General features: G+C 61.9%; 17 protein-coding genes and 1 tRNA gene. 9 read left to right on the forward strand and 9 right to left on the reverse strand.

What is annotated here, in order from left to right:
* The first annotated feature begins 147 nt into the window (after window positions 1-147).
* Window positions 148-642, forward strand: coding sequence for a YqhA family protein (locus ACNHKD_RS18850; RefSeq protein WP_442755013.1), 495 nt, complete (start codon window positions 148-150; stop codon window positions 640-642).
* Window positions 643-999: 357 nt separating this feature from the next.
* On the forward strand, window positions 1,000-1,770 hold the full coding sequence (locus tag ACNHKD_RS18855; RefSeq protein WP_442755014.1) for a class I SAM-dependent methyltransferase: 771 nt from the start codon (window positions 1,000-1,002) through the stop codon (window positions 1,768-1,770).
* A 154-nt stretch (window positions 1,771-1,924) separates the two neighbouring features.
* On the opposite strand, the gene ACNHKD_RS18860 is transcribed toward ACNHKD_RS18855, so the two are convergent.
* From ACNHKD_RS18860 to ACNHKD_RS18875, 4 genes are all read right to left on the reverse strand, one after another.
* Window positions 1,925-3,403 (reverse strand): glycosyltransferase family 2 protein, encoded by a 1,479-nt coding sequence (locus ACNHKD_RS18860; RefSeq protein ID WP_442755015.1) that lies wholly within the window; start codon window positions 3,401-3,403, stop codon window positions 1,925-1,927.
* Window positions 3,400-6,516 carry a rhamnan synthesis F family protein gene (locus ACNHKD_RS18865; RefSeq protein WP_442755016.1) on the reverse strand — a complete coding sequence of 1,039 codons (3,117 nt, stop codon included), beginning with the start codon at window positions 6,514-6,516 and terminating at the stop codon, window positions 3,400-3,402. Before ACNHKD_RS18865 ends, ACNHKD_RS18860 begins: the two co-directional genes overlap by 4 nt.
* Before the next feature lie 85 nt (window positions 6,517-6,601).
* On the reverse strand, window positions 6,602-7,534 hold the full coding sequence (locus ACNHKD_RS18870) for a class I SAM-dependent methyltransferase (protein WP_442755017.1): 933 nt from the start codon (window positions 7,532-7,534) through the stop codon (window positions 6,602-6,604).
* Window positions 7,535-8,058: 524 nt separating this feature from the next.
* Window positions 8,059-8,135 (reverse strand) — tRNA-Arg (locus ACNHKD_RS18875).
* 61 nt (window positions 8,136-8,196) lie between these two features.
* Between ACNHKD_RS18875 and pap the strand changes: the two genes are divergently transcribed.
* Window positions 8,197-9,681 (forward strand): polyphosphate:AMP phosphotransferase, encoded by a 1,485-nt coding sequence (pap, locus tag ACNHKD_RS18880; RefSeq protein WP_442755018.1) that lies wholly within the window; start codon window positions 8,197-8,199, stop codon window positions 9,679-9,681.
* A gap of 255 nt (window positions 9,682-9,936) precedes the next feature.
* Entirely contained in the window at window positions 9,937-10,233 is a 297-nt protein-coding gene (locus tag ACNHKD_RS18885; RefSeq protein ID WP_442755019.1) for a hypothetical protein, read from the forward strand.
* An 11-nt stretch (window positions 10,234-10,244) separates the two neighbouring features.
* On the opposite strand, the gene galE is transcribed toward ACNHKD_RS18885, so the two are convergent.
* A complete protein-coding gene (gene galE, locus ACNHKD_RS18890; RefSeq protein ID WP_442755020.1) occupies window positions 10,245-11,228 on the reverse strand; it encodes a UDP-glucose 4-epimerase GalE in 984 nt (327 codons plus the stop codon).
* A 127-nt stretch (window positions 11,229-11,355) separates the two neighbouring features.
* Here galE and galU point away from each other — a divergent pair, with 127 nt between their 5' ends.
* Window positions 11,356-12,240: a UTP--glucose-1-phosphate uridylyltransferase GalU gene (gene galU / locus ACNHKD_RS18895; RefSeq protein WP_442755021.1), complete on the forward strand. Its 885-nt coding sequence runs from the start codon at window positions 11,356-11,358 to the stop codon at window positions 12,238-12,240.
* A gap of 86 nt (window positions 12,241-12,326) precedes the next feature.
* Here the strand turns inward: galU and ACNHKD_RS18900 are convergent, their stop codons facing one another.
* Together ACNHKD_RS18900 and irrA are read right to left on the reverse strand one after the other, a co-directional pair.
* Window positions 12,327-12,653 carry a hypothetical protein gene (locus tag ACNHKD_RS18900; RefSeq protein WP_442755022.1) on the reverse strand — a complete coding sequence of 109 codons (327 nt, stop codon included), beginning with the start codon at window positions 12,651-12,653 and terminating at the stop codon, window positions 12,327-12,329.
* 16 nt (window positions 12,654-12,669) lie between these two features.
* Entirely contained in the window at window positions 12,670-13,143 is a 474-nt protein-coding gene (irrA, locus tag ACNHKD_RS18905) for an iron response transcriptional regulator IrrA (protein ID WP_442755023.1), read from the reverse strand.
* Window positions 13,144-13,259: 116 nt separating this feature from the next.
* On the opposite strand from irrA, the gene ACNHKD_RS18910 reads away from it, so the two are divergent.
* Window positions 13,260-14,480 carry a lytic murein transglycosylase gene (locus ACNHKD_RS18910; RefSeq protein ID WP_442755024.1) on the forward strand — a complete coding sequence of 407 codons (1,221 nt, stop codon included), beginning with the start codon at window positions 13,260-13,262 and terminating at the stop codon, window positions 14,478-14,480.
* Between the two features lie 96 nt (window positions 14,481-14,576).
* On the opposite strand, the gene ACNHKD_RS18915 is transcribed toward ACNHKD_RS18910, so the two are convergent.
* Complete coding sequence (locus ACNHKD_RS18915; protein ID WP_442756941.1) at window positions 14,577-15,098, reverse strand: GNAT family N-acetyltransferase; 522 nt, start codon at window positions 15,096-15,098, stop codon at window positions 14,577-14,579.
* Window positions 15,099-15,273: 175 nt separating this feature from the next.
* Between ACNHKD_RS18915 and ACNHKD_RS18920 the strand changes: the two genes are divergently transcribed.
* From ACNHKD_RS18920 to ACNHKD_RS18930, 3 genes are all read left to right on the forward strand, one after another.
* Window positions 15,274-15,447 carry a hypothetical protein gene (locus ACNHKD_RS18920; RefSeq protein WP_442755025.1) on the forward strand — a complete coding sequence of 58 codons (174 nt, stop codon included), beginning with the start codon at window positions 15,274-15,276 and terminating at the stop codon, window positions 15,445-15,447.
* A 97-nt stretch (window positions 15,448-15,544) separates the two neighbouring features.
* Window positions 15,545-17,113: a 2-isopropylmalate synthase gene (locus tag ACNHKD_RS18925; RefSeq protein ID WP_442755026.1), complete on the forward strand. Its 1,569-nt coding sequence runs from the start codon at window positions 15,545-15,547 to the stop codon at window positions 17,111-17,113.
* Window positions 17,114-17,162: 49 nt separating this feature from the next.
* Window positions 17,163-18,308, forward strand: coding sequence for a hypothetical protein (locus tag ACNHKD_RS18930; RefSeq protein WP_442755027.1), 1,146 nt, complete (start codon window positions 17,163-17,165; stop codon window positions 18,306-18,308).
* 117 nt (window positions 18,309-18,425) lie between these two features.
* Here ACNHKD_RS18930 and ACNHKD_RS18935 read toward each other — a convergent pair whose 3' ends face one another.
* On the reverse strand, window positions 18,426-19,745 hold the full coding sequence (locus ACNHKD_RS18935; protein WP_442755028.1) for a carbohydrate porin: 1,320 nt from the start codon (window positions 19,743-19,745) through the stop codon (window positions 18,426-18,428).
* Between the last annotated feature and the right edge of the window lie 147 nt (window positions 19,746-19,892).

A 19,892-nucleotide genomic window follows, 5' to 3' on the forward strand; every position in this document is an offset into this window, starting at 1 on the left:
TCGTGTGTTTCGCCATTGTTTCCAGCGCCGTCCACGCCGGCCGCGCGGCGCCTGAACGCCACTCCAAAAAGCGAGAGCGGCAGATGTTTGCCGCACCGCCCCAGGTCAGCTATGTCAAGGAGCATCGCCGAAGGCAGGGACCCGCAAATGATCAAACGTCCATTGGAAAGCTGTATCTTTTCAATGCGGTGGCTTTTGGCGCCTTTTATTTTTATTTTAGCGATCGGCCTGATCGGCCTCTTATTCAAGACGGCGAATAGCGCTTTGCATTTTATTCGCGCGATATACATCGGAAGAGAAATAGACGTCAAAGTTGAGCTGTTGGAAATGATTGATTTGACGCTGATCGCCGCGCTTGTCGTCGTGGTTATCATTTCGGTATATGGAAATTTCATTTCGAGGATTGACGACGAGACCGCCGCGCCGCTCCCTCTGTCAATGGCTACGGTTGATTTTACGCAACTTAAACTGAAACTGATGACGACTCTTGTCGCCATCTCTGCTGTCAGACTACTGGAAATATTTATGGATATTCCCCACTTCGAGGACCGCGATTTGTATTTTTATATCGGCCTGCATTTGACCTTTGTCGTTTCGCGCCTGTCCATGGCGTATTCGGCGCGCGATCAGGCGGGGGAATAAGAGCGGTCGCCTCTTTTTCGACGATGGCGTCGCGCTTCGGGCGCAGTGAACAGCGCCGCCGGGCCTGGGGGCTCCGGCTTGCAGTGATGGCGACGCACAAGAAAAATCATGCCTGCTTCCGAGAAGAAGGATGGAAGAGAACTGCCCAAACCGCGCCAGATCGCTGAGGAGACGCTTCCACCAACTCGCAGTCTTTCGTCACCCTCATCTAAAGGCGGGAAGCGTAGAGGGACTTGCCAACGAAGCGCTGCGAGATAGGATCAACGCGCTGATTCCTCAGCTCATGCCGGCAAACGCCAACTTCTTCGCTGCGCTGAAAATAAGTCGAATCCACTCTAAGGGACGAGAAACATGGGAATGGATGACCTCTACGAAAAGCCATGGCCCATGGTCGAACAAAAAGCATGTTATTGGTATCACTCAATGGAGTTCCCGGACGGAACGCGGGTCGAAGGCAGCTGGGATATCCCGGATTTCGCGAATTACGTCGGCTATTACGACCTCCGCGGAAAGACCGTCTTGGATATTGGGACGGCCACCGGATATCTTGCCTTCAATGCTGAGAAAGCCGGCGCGACCGTTACGGCGCTCGATGCGGCTTCCACTCGCGAGTTTCGGCATGTCCCGTTCATGCACGCTCAGTCATTTATGGACATTAAAACAGCGCGTGAAGACTGGACGCAAAAAAACCTTATTCCAGTTAAGAACTCATGGTGGTATTGCTGGCACAAATATAAAAGCAACGCTAAGTGTGTGTATACCCCTATTCCGGAGCTCTACGAATGGGACACATCGTTTGATGTTGTGTTAGCGGGGGCTATTATTGAGCATTTGTCAGATCCAGTCTATTCGATAGGAGCATGGTGTAAAGTTGCTAAAGAGGCTGTGATCATTCCGTTTACCGACGTCATTGAAACCGAGGATCTGGTCATGCGTCCTATTACTTCTTGGACCGACCCGAATTTCAATTATGCGTGGTGGACCCTGTCAAAGGGGCTTTACGATCGTATTTTTGATAACTGCGGGTTCGATGTGGAATATGTTATTTCCAGAGCGCGACACAATCATGATCCGAGCGGACCTTCTGACGCTCAGAGGCCAACCATTCTTGCAAAGAGACGCAAGTGATCTCGCATGATGGTTCTTCATGCGGCATTCAGCTCGGATCGCTTAAATAGGCTCTGATACGATCAGGAGAGGCCTCGATCCTTTTCACGGCCACGGAGCTCGCCGGAAATGAATTCCAACGCCCTGTTGGAACATTCCAGGCGGCCCCGCGACCTCAATCTACCATAAAGGCGTTTGGATGCGGGGCGATGTCGTCCGTGTCGATGCGCAACTGCGGACTGTACATCGGATCTTCCCGCAGAAAGTCGCGCCAGCGCTTCAAAAAAAGATGGGTCTGGCTGCCGGGCGCGAAACTCGCCTTTCTTGAGCCTTTTTCGTGATGCGCCATCTCCGCGAAGGGCTCGTAGACGATGCGATAGCCAAGCATGCGCATTTTCAGGCAAAGATCGACATCGTTAAAGTCCAGACTGAAACTTTCGTCCATCCCGTTGACGGCCTCCATCACGCTTCGTCTGGTTGCGAAAAGAGCGCCGGTGACAATTGTACAGTCGCGCTGCACGACGGCCCAGTCGCAGTATGTCTTGTCGTCGCTCGGCTTCGTGTACCACGGATGGATGCAAATTCCCCAGACCTCGCCGAACATTCCGGCGTGCTGGATTCTGCCGTCGGGAAGCAGCAACTTTCCTCCGACCCCGCCCACATCTTCGTCCATCGCAAAGGTGAGCAAGGACTCGAGCCAGTCCGGCGCGCGCACGATCACGTCGTCGTTCATAAGAACGATGTGTTCGCTTTCCGCCTCGCGCCAGAGCCGGTTCATTTTCGCGGCGTAATTGAAGGGCTCGCCGAGGCGTCGTTGCGTAACAATTCTCTTGACCTGAAATTTGTCTTTCCGGTCTCGATAAATCGCATCGCTCGGTTCATCGTCGCCGATCAGAACTTTCAATTTGCTCGCCGGCCAGGTGGAGTTCGCCAGGCTGTCGAGCAAATTGACGATGTGCGGCTTGACATTTTCCGAATGCCCCTCGGGCGCGCTTTGCCGGGTAGGCACCACAAGGGTCACAACCGGATGATCGTTTCGGAAACGCCTCATAATGCGCGTCGTGTCGGCGGTGGCGCCGGGCAACGCTGCAAGTGGCGCGTCTTCGCTGGCAAAAATGGAGGCGAGAATTTTTTCTCGAGACTTGCGCTCGGCTTTCCGGCGTATGACCGCGTGCGCGATAAGCGTATGTGGGATCCGTTCGAACGACACCCCCGCCCGCAGCGCCTCGAAACAATAGCGATACCAATCCGCGCCCGGAACGGCGCAGGGCTCGTAAGGCGTCGCCGCAAAGGCTGAGCCGCGGACAAGAAGAGGGAAACCAATGTAATCATCCGCGCAGAGCAGCGCCTTGTTGAAAGCGGGCTTGCAATAAACGTCATGCGGCGCCCTGCCGGGCTGCGCGACCGCGTCATCCCCGTAGAATACGCCCACCTCGGGCCGCCGCGCCAGGCTAGGCCTCACAAGATCGATCAGCTCCGGATTGAGACGCGCCGTCGCGGGCGCGATGAAGAAGACGAGATTCGCGCGCCCGTCGACCGACTTCAGAATGTCGGCGTCGATGGGCCGGAGGTCGCCATCGAGCGGAACTGGGCGCAGGTCGGGAGGAAATTCGACGCACCGCCAGCCGGCCGGCAATTCCTTGACTTTTCTCATTGCGCGTCTTCCGAGACTTTTGGGCGATCTCTGCTGAGAAGCTCGTTGATGTTTTTTTCCATGATAGCGGCAACGGCCGGGGCGGAGAGTTGGCTCGCAATGCGCGCGCGCGCGCGGTCTCCAATGTCGGAGCCCCCGCGGACCGCTCTCGCCGCGTCCTTCAGCGCGCGCGCCAACGCCGCCTCGTCGACCGTGGCCCAGGCGCCGCCTCTGGCATAAGGACCAAAATCACGATCTAGTACAGAAACGTCCGCTGCGACGGGGAAGCCGCAGTTGGCATCCAGAAAGTCGCGACTGCCGCCGAAATCGGTCGCTACGACGACTTTTCCCATAGCCATCGCCTCGGCGATCGTCAGCCCGAACCCCTCGGAACAGTGCGAGGAGGCGTAAATATCTGCGATCGCGAAAAGCTGCTGAAGCTCCGGGCGCGACAGGGGCCGATCTATGACCGTGATCGCGCTGTCGGAGCCGACAAGCTCCATCAACTTCCCGCCCTCGGACGGAATATCGAACACATGCTTGGTCTTGAGCAAGAGCCGCCAGCCGTCTCGCGCCAATCCCGAAGCTCGAAACGCGCGCACAAGGGCGTGAGGATTTTTCCGCGCTAGAAAGCTCGAACCGTCAAAGGCGTACAGGATGATTCGTTTCGAGCTGCTCAAACCCAGTTTTTTGCGCAGCTTCGTCACCGCTGCGGGATCAGGCGATCTCGTGGTCTTCTCGACGACGTAGGGAACGACTTGAACCGGGACGTCCGTGTAATTCCGGAAAATCTCCGCGCAGAATTCGGAAGGGGCCCAGATCGCGTCGAGCCGGTTGATGGTTTTCAGCCACTCGCGAGGGAGCGCCGAAAGCTCCCAGACGAAGAGGCCGATAAGAAGCTTCGCGCGGTCAATGATTTCAAACTGCCCCGGAGACAGCAGTGCGTCCCACGCCTCGCCATTGACATGGACAAGTGCGACGTCCGACGCACCGGAGAAGGACTGCGCGCTCCATGAGGGCGCTGTCCGCGCATGCACATGAAACGGCCGCTCGATCGCGGAAAAATTGCAGGCAAAATTTCCTTGCAACAGCGCCGAGACGTACCCCCGGCTCGCATGCCCGAGACCGTTCGCGAAATTCCAGGGCCCGATCATGGAAACGCGTGGCTTCCCGTTTGAGGTAGAGCCTGGATGATTTAGGTCCGCCCATAGCTTTGGGCCGCTTCGCGAGCGATTGGGATCCAGCAATGCAAGGTCGAATTTGCGCGACCGCAGAAATTTTTCGACCGCAACTCCGCCTTTTTCCCGATGTTCTCCCTCGACAAGCGACGCCTTGATGAAAGGAAAACCTGAGTCGCACAGTTCATGCCAGGAGAAGATGGTCGCATTCGAATCCTCCTGCGTCTCAGCGTATCCTCCAAAAAACGACTCGCAGACCAAGCCTGCGCCACGCATGCGCGCAGTGAAGCTGACTTCATAATTGCGAATGACCAGTTCTTTATCGGAGAAATTAACGATCTCCTGAAAAAAAAGATGAAGGGCATAGCTTGTTAGCGCCTGCTTTTTGAGCGCCAGAAAATAACTTTGCAAATGACGCGCGTAAACCGCATTCTCCGTCAGCCCGACAATGTCTTCTCGTGCAGTTGCTACTCGCCCTAAAAGGCGATTGAATTGCCCTTCCTCAATCGGACCGATGAGACTATCGTTAACAAGATAAAGAACGGGACAGTCATACAGGCCGGGATCGAGTTCGAGCACATGGGCCCAGGCGGCAAAATCAAAACCAATATTTTGACGCACATAAATATTCGCGCAAGCATCCGCAAGACTGGTTGGAACGGATGTTTTTCTCTGATCCGCCGCGATGATCAAAACGACATCGACATCCTGCCCGGCGAACGCGCGCACATAATGCTCGACATGTCCTTTTACGGCCCCACTCGGCGCGTGGGTTACGAAAAGCGCCGCCGCGCGCCCGGACGCCCTTTGATTTTTAAGGCAGGTGATCTTGGCGCTGCTCGGCAGGTCCGAGGGGACGAGAGCGCTACGAATTGTTCGCGTCTGACGTCCCTCGGCCAAGCCAGTTTCGAGATAATGCTTGAGGGGGTTCGTTCGCGCCGCAGCGACGTCTGGATGGCGTCGCCAATACCAGATCGCGTCGAAATAACGTGACGGGCTGGTTTTCCGGCCGCCGTGAATAAGAAAGTGCGCAAGCGGGCTGAGGCCGGACTCCCGGCAATCTTCATAAGCGTTGAGATACCAGAGACCGTCAAACCAGGCGTTTGGATTAAGCCCCCTGGCGGCGCCGGTCTCCAGATAATGCAAAAGCGGGTTGGCATGCGCATCTTCGTCAGCGACGGCCTGTCTCAGATACCACCCGACATCGAACAGGAAATGCGGCTTTCTTCCTTCTCTCGCCCCGTGAAACATGAAATGTTCGAGTGGATCGAGATCGGAGGCGCGCACATCAGGGTAAACCTGACGGTAGAATCCCGGGTCGAAGAGGCCCGACCGCTCGATAACCCGCCTTTGCCGAAAATAACGCTCTTCTTCGTTCGGATGCGGAAAAAAGTGCCGGTCACGTCCGCATCTAAAATAATGCGCGAGCGCGTTTACCTCATCCGGCTCATGAGCCAGATAGCGGCTCCGATACCAGGCCGTGTCGAATTTATCCGAAGGATTGGCGGAGAAATGCCCGACACGGCAGAAATGCGAGAGGGGATTTTCCCGGCCGGTTTGATTCGCCTCCTGGTATAGGCGCGTGGAGAAGAAAGGATTCGGATCCCTGTTTTCATAGGCGCCGTGAAGCACAAAGTGCAGCAGCGGATTGATTTTATTCGCGACGACATCTGGATTGGAGCGCAGATACCAGTCGGTGTGAAAAAGCGGACTGGCCCAACGCCCCTCCTCGGCGCCATGCTCGAGGTAATGCGTGAGGGCGTCTATTTTTCCTTGAGCGACGTCTTGATACCTCGTCAGATACCAATCCGCGTCGAAGAGACCCGAAGACTCGATAATTTTCTGGATGCGCTTGTGCGACGCCTTGCGCGACCATTGCTCGACGCGTGTTTTCAACGTGTTTTTTAGCAATACTGCTATATCGCCGCGGCGATTCCGGGCTTCATACCCGCTCATAGATTCTTTCTCGCTCTCAAACTGGCTGCGGGTGTTTCACTGATTGGCGGCAAAACTTTGGCGGGAAAGCGCGCTTCGGCGAGACTCAACCCGGCAGACCGCCACCCTCGCGCGCGAGCTGCGCCTCAAGCGTTCGGATGCGTTCTTCCGCAATAGCAAGCGGGCTTCCCTCAATCTGCCGGGACTGCTCGGCCAGCTCGATTATCAGCCGATCAAGGAGGAGGCGCCTCATCTCCTGGACTTGTTCCGGCTGATATTCAACGCGGCCTCGCCGAAGCCAGGCATAGAATTCCGTCGCCTCGGAAATCTCCGTTCGCTCGACGCGCAAATCCAAAAGGCCGAGCGCGGCAAGCTCGAGGACGACAAGCTCGAAACTGGCCGGAACAAAAATCCAGCAATGCGCATCGATATATTCCGGACGCTCGGCTCGCGCCATAAAATCAAAAGCGGTTGCGATCGGCGCGTTAAGGATGGCCGGACGCGTGTCCGCTCGGAACCAGCCAGCCGACTGACCTTTGATCGCCATGTACACGCCATTCTCAAAATGCGTGCGCGCGTCGTGGCGGTCGGCCTTCGCGCGATGAGCGACCAAGGCGTCGCCCGTCAGCGTGAGTTGGCGGTAAAAATCGAAGCAGACGCGTTTGTCTGGGACGGCGAGGATCACAACGCCGTCGGGCTTGATCAGCTCTTCCGTCGCTTTCAAAAATGCGACGAGATCCGGCGTGTGCTCGATCACATGGCTTGCGAGCACAGCGTCGAATGCGCCGTGCAGATGCGAGGGAATCGCATCGGTCAGCGCGCCGCCGCGCCAAACGAAATCCACCTCTTCGATTTTAGACGTTTCGACCGACGGATCGGCTGAATATTTCGCGACCAGTCCGGGCTTGTCTTCATGGTCGATCGTGACGACGTTCCAGCCCTCGCTCTTCGGCAGGACCGGATTGAAGCTCGGACCAATCTCGAGCGCGTATGAGTCGGTCGTAAGCCCTTGCCTTAAAATTGAGATGCGATCGGCCATGCCTGCCTTTCGATTCGGCTGGAGAGCGCGGGCGGCCGAGCGGATCTGCCTGCCGCCCTTCCATTAAGAGCCATAGACGAATTGGGCGGATATTGTCGCGGTCCGCTCATGGAGTTCCACACGAATCATTCGTACCGGCCGACCCGCATTATAGGCAAGCCGGAGGACGCCAGCAACGCCCGACAGATTTTCCGCCGCTTTCCGAAGAGACGCCGCGCGGGAGCGAGTTGAAGCGGGCGCGATCGGGCTGGCCTTGATTAAGGAAGTCGTACCTCCCGATAGCATCCTAAAAAACGGAAGCATTGACAAGCTCGATTGCGGGGCCACATCGACCTGAAGGCCGTCGGAGAGCGGCCTATGCCGCCGGCAGGGGTCAGATATTATGTATTATGTTAGGTTAACGGCTAAATTTATACGACTCGTCGGAACAAATGGAGGAGGTTTGACTGCATAATCGGGCTTCCCACGGCTCTCCCGCGCCGCGACGCGAGGGAAGAGCGTAGATCGGAGGCCTTTGTTTTTACTGGCGGTCCCGACAGGATTCGAACCTGTGACCTTCGGTTTAGGAAACCGCTGCTCTATCCTGCTGAGCTACGGGACCCGCTGAGCCCATATCTACCACAGCGGGCCCGATTGAAAAGATTCCCTTGTGGACAGCCCCCATGTTCGAATCCGCGCGCCTGCCTCATGTCATGACCCGGGAAGAATTCGACGCCGTCGAGGCGCGGCTGCGCGAGCGGTTGCTCGACGCGCAGTTCGAGGTCGCCGAGCAGAAGCGCGCCGCCGTCATGGTCCTGATCAACGGCTCCGACGGCGCCGGCAAGGGCGAGGTCGTCAACCGGCTTTATGACTGGCTGGACGACCATCTGGTCGAGACGCTTTCCTACGGCGCGCCCACCGACGAGGAGCGCGCGCGGCCTGGTTCCTGGCGCTATTGGCGCGACATGACGGCCAAGGGCCGCATCGGCTTGGTGCTGGGCTCCTGGCACCATCGCCTCCTGCGCAACCGCGCGCTAAGGCGGCTTGATAAGAACGCCTATGACAATGCGCTGGAGGAGATGATTCGCAGCGAGGAGATGCTGCGGCTCGAAGGCGTCCATCTCCTCAAGATCTGGCTGCAGATGGATGACGACGAAGCGCAGAAGCGGCTTGAGAAGCTGCGCGAGTCGAATGGCGCGCTCCGCCGGCCGGCCGTGATCGAATGGGGAGAATTCGAGGGCGCCAAGGCGCGCGCGCGCCTGGTCGACGCCGCCCTGGAGATGATCGAAAAGACCTCGACGGGCGATGCGCCCTGGGCCGTGGTGCCGGCCGCCGATCCCCGTTACCGCGACGCGGCGGTGGGCGACCTCTTGCTGCAAACCCTCCAGGCCGCCGCCGCCGGGGTCGAGGCGTCTCCCCGCACCCGCGCCGTCGCCGCTCCGGCGCCCGACCTGCCCCGCCCAAGTCTCGTCTCCGCGCTCGATCTGACGAAACGGCATGATCCGGGAACCTACAGCCAGGAGCTCCGCGCGCTTCAACGGCGGCTCACCGAGGCCACGACGGCGAAGAGCTTCAAGGATCGGGGCCTCGTTCTCGTCTTCGAGGGCAACGACGCAGCCGGCAAGGGCGGAACCATCCGCCGCGTCCGCGAGGCGCTCGACCCGCGTCGCTTCCGCGTTCATGGCGTCTCCGCGCCGACCGACGAGGAGCGGGCGCATCCCTATCTCTGGCGCTTCTGGCGCAGTGTCCCACGCCGGGGCGACGTCGCCATCTTCGACCGGAGCTGGTACGGCCGCGTGCTGGTGGAGCGCGTGGAAGGCTTCGCGGCGCAAGAAGACTGGATGCGCGCCTATCAGGAGATCAACGATTTCGAACGGCAACTCGGCGAGACCGGCTATCTGGTCATCAAATTCTGGCTCGCCATCTCGCCAGACGAGCAGCTGCGCCGATTCCAGGATCGCGAGGCCAAGACCTTCAAGCGCTACAAGCTTACGCCCGACGACTGGCGCAATCGCGAGAAGTGGGGGCTCTATGAGCAAGCAATGACGGAAATGGTCGACCGAACCAGCTCGCGCCTGGCGCCCTGGACGCTGATCGAAGCCAATGACAAGAAATATGCGCGGCTCAAAGTGCTGCGCGCCATCGTCGAACGGCTGGAGTCCGCCTGATTGCTTTGCTGCGACGCTTTTTTCGAAGTCGGGCATACCCGACTTCACAATAGCTGGTAAGCAAACCGGAAGCGCCCGCCGTGGCTCCGGATTGCTTCGGGCGCCATGACGGCCGTACGGCGAGGGGATCAAACGGAATTGGCGTGATTCCGTTGCGCGCAAGCCTCGCGACAGCCGCCGACCCTAAGCTCAGCTTGCGTCATGTTCATGATGGCCTTTCCGGAGCGGAAGGGGAGACGCATTGCGAGGATCGACATGCAGGGGAAAGACGCTCTGGCTCTGCTGAGCTTTTCCGACAATGATTTTCTCGACGCCGCCGGCCCCGCGGTGTTGCGTCTCAAGCTCCTCGAAGCGGATCATCTCGCGCAGAGCCGTCGCCTGCCGGAAGACATGCGCGAGGCCGCGCGCCGCGCCGCGCGTGAGCTGCGCGCGCTCATAGCGGAACGCCCCTGCACATCTTTGATTGATCACGCCGCGAAACAGGCGGTCGCGGAAGCCCCCTCCCCCGCGAACCCCACGCCGCCCATCAGCATGGCCGTCGGCCACGCCTGACCGGAACGGCCTTACGTACGCTCGGCGAGCTTCTTCTCCCAATCCAGCGCCTGGCGCACGATCTCGTCGAGATCGTCATGCTCGGGCTTCCAGCCAAGAATGTTTCGCGCGCGCTCGTTGGAGGCGACAATAGCCGCCGGGTCGCCCGGGCGGCGCGGGGCGTATTCCACCGGGAAGTCGACGCCCGAGATCCGCTTCACCGCCTCGATTGCCTCCAGCACCGAAAAGCCCCTGGCGTAGCCGCAATTGGCGACGAGGCTCCCACCGCCGTCCCGCAGATAGTTCAGCGCGTCGATATGGGCGCGGGCGAGGTCCGTGACCTGGATGTAGTCGCGCACGCAGGTGCCGTCCGGCGTCGGATAATCCGTGCCGAAGACCTGCATTTTCGGGCGCTTCCCCAGCGCCGCCTGCGCCGCGACCTTGATGAGATGGGTGGCGTTGGGCGTCGACTGCCCCGAGCGGCCCTGGGGGTCGGCGCCGGCGACGTTGAAATAGCGCAGCGCCACATAGGCGAAGTCGTGCGCCCGCGCCGTATCCTCCAGCATCCATTCGACCATGAGCTTGGAGCGGCCATAGGGGGAAACGGGATTCAGGGGCTCGTCCTCGGTCACCGGCAGATGGTCCGGATCGCCATAGACGGCCGCGGTGGAGGAGAAGATGAAACGCTTCACGTCGCAGCCCACCGCCGTCGCGATGAGCGTGCGCGCTTTCGCCGTATTGTTGAGATAGTAGCCCAAGGGATCGGCGACCGATTCCGGCACCACGATCTTGGCGGCGAAATGGATGATGGCGTCGACGTCGTAGCGGGCGATCGTCTCGGTGACGAGATCCTCGTCGCCGTCGTCGCCGACGACGAGGGGCGCGCCCTCGGGCACCGCCCATTTGAAGCCCGTGGAAAGATCGTCCAGCACGACGGGCTTCTCGCCCGCGTCGAGGAGTTCAAGAACCGTGTGGCTGCCGATATAGCCGGCGCCTCCTGTCACCAAAACAGCCATGTTCGTTTCCTACCTTCCTCACGCGAAATTAACGCCGTAACCTTAAAAAACAGGCGCCTCGCGGCGGCTTCGGCTCTTCCGCGAGCTTCGGCGTTTCCCGTCACTCACTCACTCGAAGCGGACACTCATGACCAAGCGCATTCGCAAGGCCGTTTTCCCTGTCGCCGGTCTCGGCACGCGTTTCCTGCCGGCGACCAAGGCCGTGCCGAAGGAAATGCTCACCGTCGTCGATCGTCCGGTGGTCCAGCACGTGGTCGACGAGGCGCGCGAGGCCGGCATCGAACATTTCGTCTTTGTCACCGGGCGCGGCAAGGCCGTCATCGAAGACCATTTCGACATGGCCTATGAGCTTGAAGACACATTGCGCCGCCGCAACAAGACCAAAGAATATGAAGCCCTGATGGCGGACCTGCCTCCGGCCGGCGCCACGAGCTTCACGCGCCAGCAGGCGCCGCACGGCCTCGGCCACGCCGTCTGGTGCGCGCGCGACATCATCGGCGACGAGCCTTTCGCCGTGCTGCTCCCCGACATGATCACCCTGCCGGCCGCCGGGAAAACCGCCCGCTGCCTCGCCGAGGCGGTCGCGGCTTACGAAAGGCACGGCGGCAACATCATCGCCGTCGAGGAAGTGAAGCCCGAGGAGACGCATCAATACGGCGTCGTCGCCACCGGCAAGGACTATGGCGAGACCTTCGAGATCACCGGCATGGTCGAGAAGCCCCCGCAGGGAACGGCGCCCAGCAATTTCATCATCTCCGGCCGCTACATTCTCGAACCCAAGATCTTCGAGCTGCTCGAAAAGGGCGAGAAGGGCGCGGGCGGCGAGATTCAGCTCACCGACGCCATGATCCATCTCGCCAGGGAGCGCCCCTTCCATGGCGTGCGCTTCGACGGCCGCACCTATGACACGGGCTCGAAGCTCGGCTTCCTCGCCGCGAACATCGCCTTCGGCCTCGCGAGGCCGGACATCGCCGAGGGGCTGAAGGCGGAAATCAAGAAGCTTTTGGGCTGATCCTTCGAGCGCACGAAAAGACAAAGGGCGGGGCCGGCGGCTCCGCCTTTTCTCATTGCCCCGACAGAACAAGGCCGCCCTTTGTCTCACCGCCCGCGGGCGACGGCCCAGCGCAGCAGGCCGATTTGCGCGACGAGCGCCGCGAAACGCGTGTTCCAGTGGACGAAAAAGGCGCAGGGCTCGTTGGGGTCGCCGCAGCCGAAAGCGCGTTCGAGCGGCTCGTCCGCGAGCAAGCCGACGGACGGTCCAAGCGGGAAGGAGAGAAGCGTCATGGCCCGGCGCGCAAAGCGCCCGACGCCGCGCAAGCGGTCGCCTATGTCGTAATCATCATAGGCGTTGACATAGAGCGCAAGCAGGACGAGCCCGGCGGCGACAGTCGCGATCGCGTAGAAAAGCCAGATTTTGCGGGCCATGTCGCCCCGCCGACGTTCAGCCTTTTTTCGGGCGGATGCGGATGATTACGTCGCAGCCGACGATCTCCATGCCCTCGGGCGGCGCCGGCAGGCGGGAGAATTCGACCGAGCCGTCGGCGGCGTCGAACATGCGGCCCGTCGCCTCGTCCATGAAATGATGATGCGGCGAGGTGCGCGTATGGAAATAGGTGCGTGGACCCTGGACGGCGATTTCACGCAAGAGCCCCGCCTGGGCGAACTGGTTGAGCGTGTTGTAGACCGTCGAGAGCGACATGGTCAGGCCGGCCTCGCGGGCCTCGGCGTGCAGCGCCTCGGCGCTGACATGGCGGTCGCCCTTGCCGAAGAGCAGCTTGCTCAGCGCCAGACGCTGCACCGTCGGCCGCAACCCGGCGTTGCGCAACCGCGTCTTCGGATCCACCGCCACGCCCGCGGGCTGCTCGCGCAGGCGGCGGGAATTGTCGAAGCTCCTGGCAACTGGCTGATGCGTCATTTGATGCCTACTGCGAGGTTACTCGCCCCTTGAAACCGTGTAGTTCACAGTAGACGGCAGCGCAGCGGCCCTGTCAAACGGCGCAACATATAAGATTTCCAAACAAGCGGCCCGCCATGACCCTGAAGCATAGCGATTTTCTCCTCCATGCCTTCGACCGGCGCCGCGCGCTGGCGGGCCTTGCGCTCGGCGCGCTTGGCGCGCTTGGCGTCGCATCCCCGGCGCGGGCCGACGATTTTGCGGGCTTTCTTCAGGGCCTGTGGCCGCAGGCGCAGGGGGCGGGAGTGTCGCGCGAGACCTTCGAGGCCGCGATTTCCGGCCTCGCGCCCGAGCCCGGCGTGCTCGCGAAGCCCAAGGCGCAGGCCGAGTTCATCGTATCGATTCCCGCCTATCTCGCGGGAACAGTGACAAATAGCCGCGTCTCGCGCGGCCAGTCCGCGGCGGCCGAGCTCGCCGGGCCGCTCAACCGGGCCACCGCCCGCCACGGCGTCCCGGGCGAGATCGTCGTCGCCATTCTCGGGGTGGAGAGCAATTTCGGAACGGCGACCGGCGGCGCCGACGTGCTGAGAGTGCTCGCGACCCTCGCTTGGAAAGGCCATCGCGCGGAAACCTTCATCGCGGAATTCGTCGACGCGCTGACGATGCTGGAAAAGGGCTACGCCACGCGCGCGCAATTGCGCGGCTCCTGGGCGGGGGCGATGGGCCAGCCGCAATTCATGCCGTCCGCCTATCTGAAATTCGCCGAGAGCGACGATGGCGCGGGCGCGCCGGACATCTGGCGCTCGCATGCCGACGCCGTCGCCTCGATCGCGAACTTCCTTTCAAAATCCGGCTGGGTCGCGGGCCTGCCGGCGGTCGTGGAGGTCCGCCTGCCCGAGGGCTTCGATTACGCCGCCTTCGACCTCGATTTCCCGCGCTGGCGGGCGCAGGGCGTCGAACGGGCGGATGGCGGCGCCCTGCCCGCGAGCGGCGCGGCGAGCCTTTATCTGCCGGCGGGCGCGAACGGCCCGGCCTTTCTGATCTCGGACAATTTCGAAGTCATCCGCCAGTACAACACCTCCGACGCCTACGCCATGTCGGTCGCCGTTCTCGCCGAACGCATCGCCGGTCGCGACATCCCCGTCGCGCCCTGGCCGAAAGTCGCGCCGCTGCCGACCGCCGACGTCAAGGCGATGCAGCAGCTTCTGACGCGGAAGGGCTATTATCGCGGGACGATCGACGGAAAGCTCGGCCGCACGAGCCGCAACGCCGTGCACGCCTTCCAGATGGCGGAAGGCGTGCGGCCGGCGGATGGCTTTGCGACGAAGGAGGTTCTGGCGCGGCTGCGGGGAAAATAACCCCCTCTTCCTGCGAAGCGGGGAGGGGGCAAAGCCCCATCGCCCGCAACGCCCGCCTCGCTCTCACCCTCCACCCGCTTGCCGGGGGACAGGGAACTATCGCACGGGCGCGGAGACGAAGCCGAAGGCGACGCGGGTCAGCATGTCGGAACCGAAGCGTTCTTCGGCGCGGCGGACGGTCTGGCCTCCGAGACTGCGGTAGAAAGCCAGCGCCTTGTCATTGTCCGCGAGCGCCCAGACGATGGTCGACAGATAGCCGTGCTCGGCGAGTTCCCGCCGCGCGGCCGCGAAAAGGCGGCGGCCCAGGCCGAGGCCCTGATGCTGCGGCGAAAGGTAAATCTCGAAGATTTCGCCCGAATAGGGCATGGAAGGCACGCGATTGCGCCCATAGGTCGAATAGCCCACGATCCGGTTGTCGAAGCCGAGAACCAGCAGGCCCGTCCCCCGCATGATGGCCGAATGCCACCAGGCCGGCCCCCGCCGCGCAATCATGCGCTCGAGCTCCACGCCTGGAATGACGCCGCGATAGGCGTCGCGCCAGGAAGCGTCGTGGACGCGCGCGATTTCCTCGGCGTCGCCGGGTCTCGCGTGGCGAATGGAGAAGGCGGTTTTGACCATGAGAAGGATGTTAGGTCTCATTTCGGCCTTTCGGCAAGGGGGCCAAAAGGCAGAAAACGTAAAAAAACAAATGCCGTTTGATTAAACTTTTGTTAACCTTCGCCGTCGCTGATCCGCGCCGGCTCTGGCTTGCCTGTCGCCGCGCATTTGCCTATCCTGAGGCGACTTCGGCCGCATGGCGAACGCCTCTTGGGGATCGCCCTGGCCGACGAAGCGAGGACATTGGATCGTGGCCGTCGAAACCGCCACATATGGAGCCGAACTGGCGCGCGAGCCGCGCGGCGCGATTGGCGCCCGCGCCGTGTCCTTCCGCGCGCTCGCCGGCCTGCTGCTTCTTCGTCGCCCCTGATCGCCCGCAGGGCTCTTGAGCCCAGGCCGTCAGGGGATGCGACGCAACCAGGACCTGCCCGCAGAACGGGCGCAGCAGCTCTAGAAAGTTTTCCGACATGACCCATTCCGCGAACGGCTCAAGCAACAGCGAGCGCGTCGTTATCTTCGACACCACCTTGCGCGACGGCGAGCAGTCCCCCGGCGCCTCAATGACGCTGGAGGAGAAGCTGGAAGTCGCCGATCTGCTCGACCAGTTGGGCGTCGACATCATCGAGGCGGGCTTTCCCATTGCGAGCCTCGGCGACTTCGAGAGCGTCAGCGAAGTTGCGCGCCGCGTGAAGAACGCTTCCGTCGCGGGCCTCGCGCGCGCGTCCGACAAGGACATCGACCGCTGCGCCGAAGCGCTGCGCGAGGCGAAGCGCCCGCGCATCCACACCTTCATCTCCACCTCGCCCGTGCATATGAAATACAAGCTCCAAATGGAGCCGGAGCGGGTGCTGGAGCTGATCGCCTCTTCCGTGACGCGCGCGCGCAACCATGTCGCGGACGTCGAGTGGTCGGCGGAGGACGGCACGCGCACCGAGATCGACTTCCTGTGCCGTTGCGTCGAGACCGCCATCAAGGCGGGCGCGACGACGATCAACATTCCCGACACGGTGGGCTATACGACGCCGCAGGAATATGAAGCCCTCTTCGGCGCCGTGCGCGAGCGCGTTCCGAATGCGGACAAGGCGATCTTCTCCGTTCATTGCCATGACGATCTGGGCCTCGCCGTCGCCAATTCGCTGGCGGGCGTGCGCGGCGGCGCGCGTCAGGTGGAATGCACGATCAACGGGCTCGGCGAACGCGCCGGCAACGCGGCGATGGAGGAGGTCGTCATGGCGCTGAAGACGCGCCACGACATTCTGCCGTTCCACACGAATATCGACGCGAAGCTGCTGACCCGCGCGTCGAAGCTCGTCTCGGCGGTGACGTCCTTCCCGGTGCAATACAACAAGGCGATTGTCGGCAGGAACGCCTTCGCGCATGAGAGCGGCATCCATCAGGACGGGATGCTGAAGAACGCGCACACCTATGAGATCATGACGCCCGAAAGCGTCGGCGTGTCGAAGACCTCGCTCGTCATGGGCAAGCATTCGGGCCGCCACGCCTTCCGCGAGAAGCTGAAGGAGCTGGGCTATGATCTCGGCGAGAACCAGTTGCAGGACGCCTTCAACCGCTTCAAGGATCTGGCCGACCGCAAGAAGTTCGTCTACGACGAGGACCTGATGGCGCTGGTCGACGACGAAATCGTCACCGCGCATGACCACATCAAGGTGCTCGCGCTGATGGTGATGGCCGGCACGCACGGCCCGCAATCGGCGGCGCTGACGCTCGACATTGACGGCGACAAGGTCACCCATCAGGCGACCGGCAACGGCCCGGTCGACGCGATCTTCAACGCCATCAAGGCGCTGGCGCCGCACGAGGCGACGCTGGAGCTCTATCAGGTCCACGCCGTCACCGAAGGCACGGACGCGCAGGCGGAGGTCTCGGTTCGTCTGTCGGAGGACGGCAAATCCGTCACCGGCCGCGGCGCCGATCCGGACACGCTCGTCGCCTCGGCCCGCGCCTATGTCTCCGCGCTGAACAAATTGATGGTGAAGCGCGGCCGCGCCAAGCCGGAGGCCATGCAGGCGGTCTGATGGAAGCGGAGCCCGCGCGGCTCCGTTTTCAATTGCGCAAGGAGCCGCCGTGGCGGGAGGCCTGGAACACTTCTCTCTCCTCGGCGGCCCGTTCTTTCGGCTCGGCGCCCGCCTCGGCCTCGTTCGCCGCCGGTCCGACACGATCCCGATGGGTCTCGCGCTTGGCGGCCTGTGCTGGCTCGTCCTCGTCGCGCTCGCATTTGCAAGAGGCGGGGCGCAGGACCTCTTCACGCTTCCGGCCATCGCCATCCATGCGCGGCTCCTCCTCGCCATCCCCCTCCTCTTCGTGGCCGAGACGGCGCTCGACGAGAAGCTCGAAGAATTCGTGACGCTCCTCGTGCGCTCCGGCATTGCTGGCCCGAAAGCCTTGCCCGAGCTCAAAGCCGAAGCCGATCGTCTCTCGAAGCGGACGGATTCGTGGGCGCCTGACGCGGTGAGTCTCGCCGCAGCGCTGGCCGTCACCTTTGTGGGCCGAAGGGCGGGCGTTCCCGCTGAAATCGAGACCGGCCGCGCTCTGCACGCGCTGCCGCTCGCCGGCGCCTGGTATTGGTTCTTCTGCCTGCCGCTTTTCCGTTTCCTGCTGTTTCGCTGGATCTGCCGGCTGCTCCTGTGGTGGAGTCTGCTCGGGCGTCTTGCGAAGATGGAGCTCGACCTTTCGGCCGCGCATCCCGACGGCGCGGGCGGGCTCGGCTATCTTGAAACCGTGCATACGCGCTTCACGCCTTTCGCCTTGGCGATCTCCGTCACCGTCGCGGCGACCTTCGCCGAGGAAATAGCGATGGGCGAGGAAACGCTAAGCGACATCTATCCGGCGCTTGCCGCGACCCTCCTCCTCAATGCCGCGCTGTTTCTCGCGCCGCTCTGCCTCTTCCTGTTCAAATTGCGCGCCTGCCAGGAAAAAGGCCTGCGTGAATATGCCGTGCTCGGGGCGCGCTATGTCCGCGCCTTCGAGCAAAAGTGGATTGCGGGCGCGCCGGACGGAGAACCGCTGCTCGGAACGGCCGATCTGCAATCGCTCGCCGATCTCGCGAACAGCGTCGAGGTGGTGCGCAAGATGCGGCTCGCGCCCATCAGCATCAGATTGCTCGCCACGATTGGCGTGGCGGCGTCTCTTCCCCTGCTGCCGCTACTTCTTTTCGAATATCCGCTGGCTGATCTGGCGAAGATGCTCTTCAGCAAGCTCGCGGGTCTTTGAGAAGCGCGTGGCGACGGCTGGCTTGCGCCCGTCATTGAGAGTGAAGCGAAGCAATCCGGGCCTCCCCGCATCGCTCCGGATCGTCGGCCGAGCCTCCTCGTAGCCGCGACCTTTTGCCTAAAACCGCGTCTGCAAGCGCAACGCCATATAGGTCGCGCGCGGCCGGTTCACGGTCCAGGGCTCGACGATCTGCAAATCGCCCGTGAGCCGCAGCCAGGGCGTGATCGCCCAATTATAGAAGGCCTCCATCCCGCCTTCGCTGCGCCGATAGAGGCGCCGCTCGGCGAGGCCGGAGAGAAGCGGCGTCGTCAGCCCGTAGTGAAAGAAGCCGACGCCCCATTGGTCGTTGTCGCGGCCGGGCAGAAGATTATTGCCGGCGAGCCCCGCCAGCACGCTCCATCTGACCGGGTTCGGATTACCGTCGGAGAGCGTGCCCAATGTGAAGAGGCCCCAGCCGACATTGGGCTTTTCGGCGTTCTGAACGAGATATTGCTGAATGGCGTAGGAAGCGACCCAGAACCCCTTTTTGGTGACGCCGACGAGCGAGGCGAGCCGCGTGCGCAATTCGCCGATGTCGTCGAGATCGAAGCCGCGCGCATTGCTGTAACCGCCCCTGACCGTGTGGAAACCCTTCAACCCCGCGATCTGAGTCGGGACGGTCACCCCGCCCACGACGCCGACGCCGCGCTCAAAAGGCCGCTCCAGCACGCGCGGATTGGCGGCGTTGCGCGGATCGGCGAAGAAGAGGTTGAAAGTGGCGACGTCGGTCTTCAAAGTCGCGGCGCCGCCGAGAATATAGGGCGGCGACACGATGAGCCTGTCGGCCACCGTGCCGGGCGAGGCGACGCCGACGCCAGTGGAGGGCAAAGCGAAAGCGCGGTTCATGAAGGCGTCAAGCCCGCCTCCGCCGATAAGCGGGGTTTGCGAAGCGAGCGTCATGGCGTTGAACTTGCCGACGCTCATGGAAAGCCGTTCGCTCATCTGTTGCGTGACGACGAGCGACAGGGCCGAGTGATAATTATCCTGCGCCACGAAGGCCTGCGCCGCATTCACAGGGACGAGCGCATAGTCTTTCTGATTGATGTTGTCGCCGATATAATGCTCATATTGCGCATTGACGCGCAGGCCGCGCCAGAGGCCGAGCTTTTCGGCGTCGGCCTTGACGAAGACGTCGAGCTTGCCGCCATAGCGCGACACGCCGTTATTGGCGCCGGCGGCGACGCCCTGGAAAAATTGCGTGACCCAGACGTCCGTCTCAATCCCGGCGCGTCGAAGCCGCTCCTTGGGTCCGCCGGGAATGTCGGTCAGCGTCTTCTGCGACAGAAGCGAGACAAACGCCCCTTTATTGGAGCCCTTCGCCTCCTCCGCCTTCGCGCCATGCGGGACAAGGACGCTCACCACCATCGGAAGGAAATATTTCAGAAACCTTCTCGCCACCGTCTCGGCCCGACCAGATTCGCCTGGGCGAGACTGCCCTGTTCGCGGACTCCTCACAATGGCGCGTGCGCAACAGATTAAGAGAAAGAAGGCGCCGAACGGACAAAAGCTCGCCTTGCAATCGCCCGATCGAGCCTTAACTCTTCA

The sequence above is a fragment of the Methylocystis sp. JAN1 genome, assembly GCF_052186135.1.
Taxonomy (GTDB): domain Bacteria; phylum Pseudomonadota; class Alphaproteobacteria; order Rhizobiales; family Beijerinckiaceae; genus Methylocystis.

Coding starts and splice junctions, on each gene's coding strand:
- ACNHKD_RS18850 (WP_442755013.1), top strand. CDS start 148: ATGATCAAACGTCCATTGGAAAGCTGTATCTTTTCAATGCGGTGGCTT.
- ACNHKD_RS18855 (WP_442755014.1), top strand. CDS start 1,000: ATGGATGACCTCTACGAAAAGCCATGGCCCATGGTCGAACAAAAAGCA.
- ACNHKD_RS18860 (WP_442755015.1), bottom strand. CDS start 3,403: ATGAGAAAAGTCAAGGAATTGCCGGCCGGCTGGCGGTGCGTCGAATTT.
- ACNHKD_RS18865 (WP_442755016.1), bottom strand. CDS start 6,516: ATGAGCGGGTATGAAGCCCGGAATCGCCGCGGCGATATAGCAGTATTG.
- ACNHKD_RS18870 (WP_442755017.1), bottom strand. CDS start 7,534: ATGGCCGATCGCATCTCAATTTTAAGGCAAGGGCTTACGACCGACTCA.
- pap (WP_442755018.1), top strand. CDS start 8,197: ATGTTCGAATCCGCGCGCCTGCCTCATGTCATGACCCGGGAAGAATTC.
- ACNHKD_RS18885 (WP_442755019.1), top strand. CDS start 9,937: ATGCAGGGGAAAGACGCTCTGGCTCTGCTGAGCTTTTCCGACAATGAT.
- galE (WP_442755020.1), bottom strand. CDS start 11,228: ATGGCTGTTTTGGTGACAGGAGGCGCCGGCTATATCGGCAGCCACACG.
- galU (WP_442755021.1), top strand. CDS start 11,356: ATGACCAAGCGCATTCGCAAGGCCGTTTTCCCTGTCGCCGGTCTCGGC.
- ACNHKD_RS18900 (WP_442755022.1), bottom strand. CDS start 12,653: ATGGCCCGCAAAATCTGGCTTTTCTACGCGATCGCGACTGTCGCCGCC.
- irrA (WP_442755023.1), bottom strand. CDS start 13,143: ATGACGCATCAGCCAGTTGCCAGGAGCTTCGACAATTCCCGCCGCCTG.
- ACNHKD_RS18910 (WP_442755024.1), top strand. CDS start 13,260: ATGACCCTGAAGCATAGCGATTTTCTCCTCCATGCCTTCGACCGGCGC.
- ACNHKD_RS18915 (WP_442756941.1), bottom strand. CDS start 15,098: ATGGTCAAAACCGCCTTCTCCATTCGCCACGCGAGACCCGGCGACGCC.
- ACNHKD_RS18920 (WP_442755025.1), top strand. CDS start 15,274: ATGGCGAACGCCTCTTGGGGATCGCCCTGGCCGACGAAGCGAGGACAT.
- ACNHKD_RS18925 (WP_442755026.1), top strand. CDS start 15,545: ATGACCCATTCCGCGAACGGCTCAAGCAACAGCGAGCGCGTCGTTATC.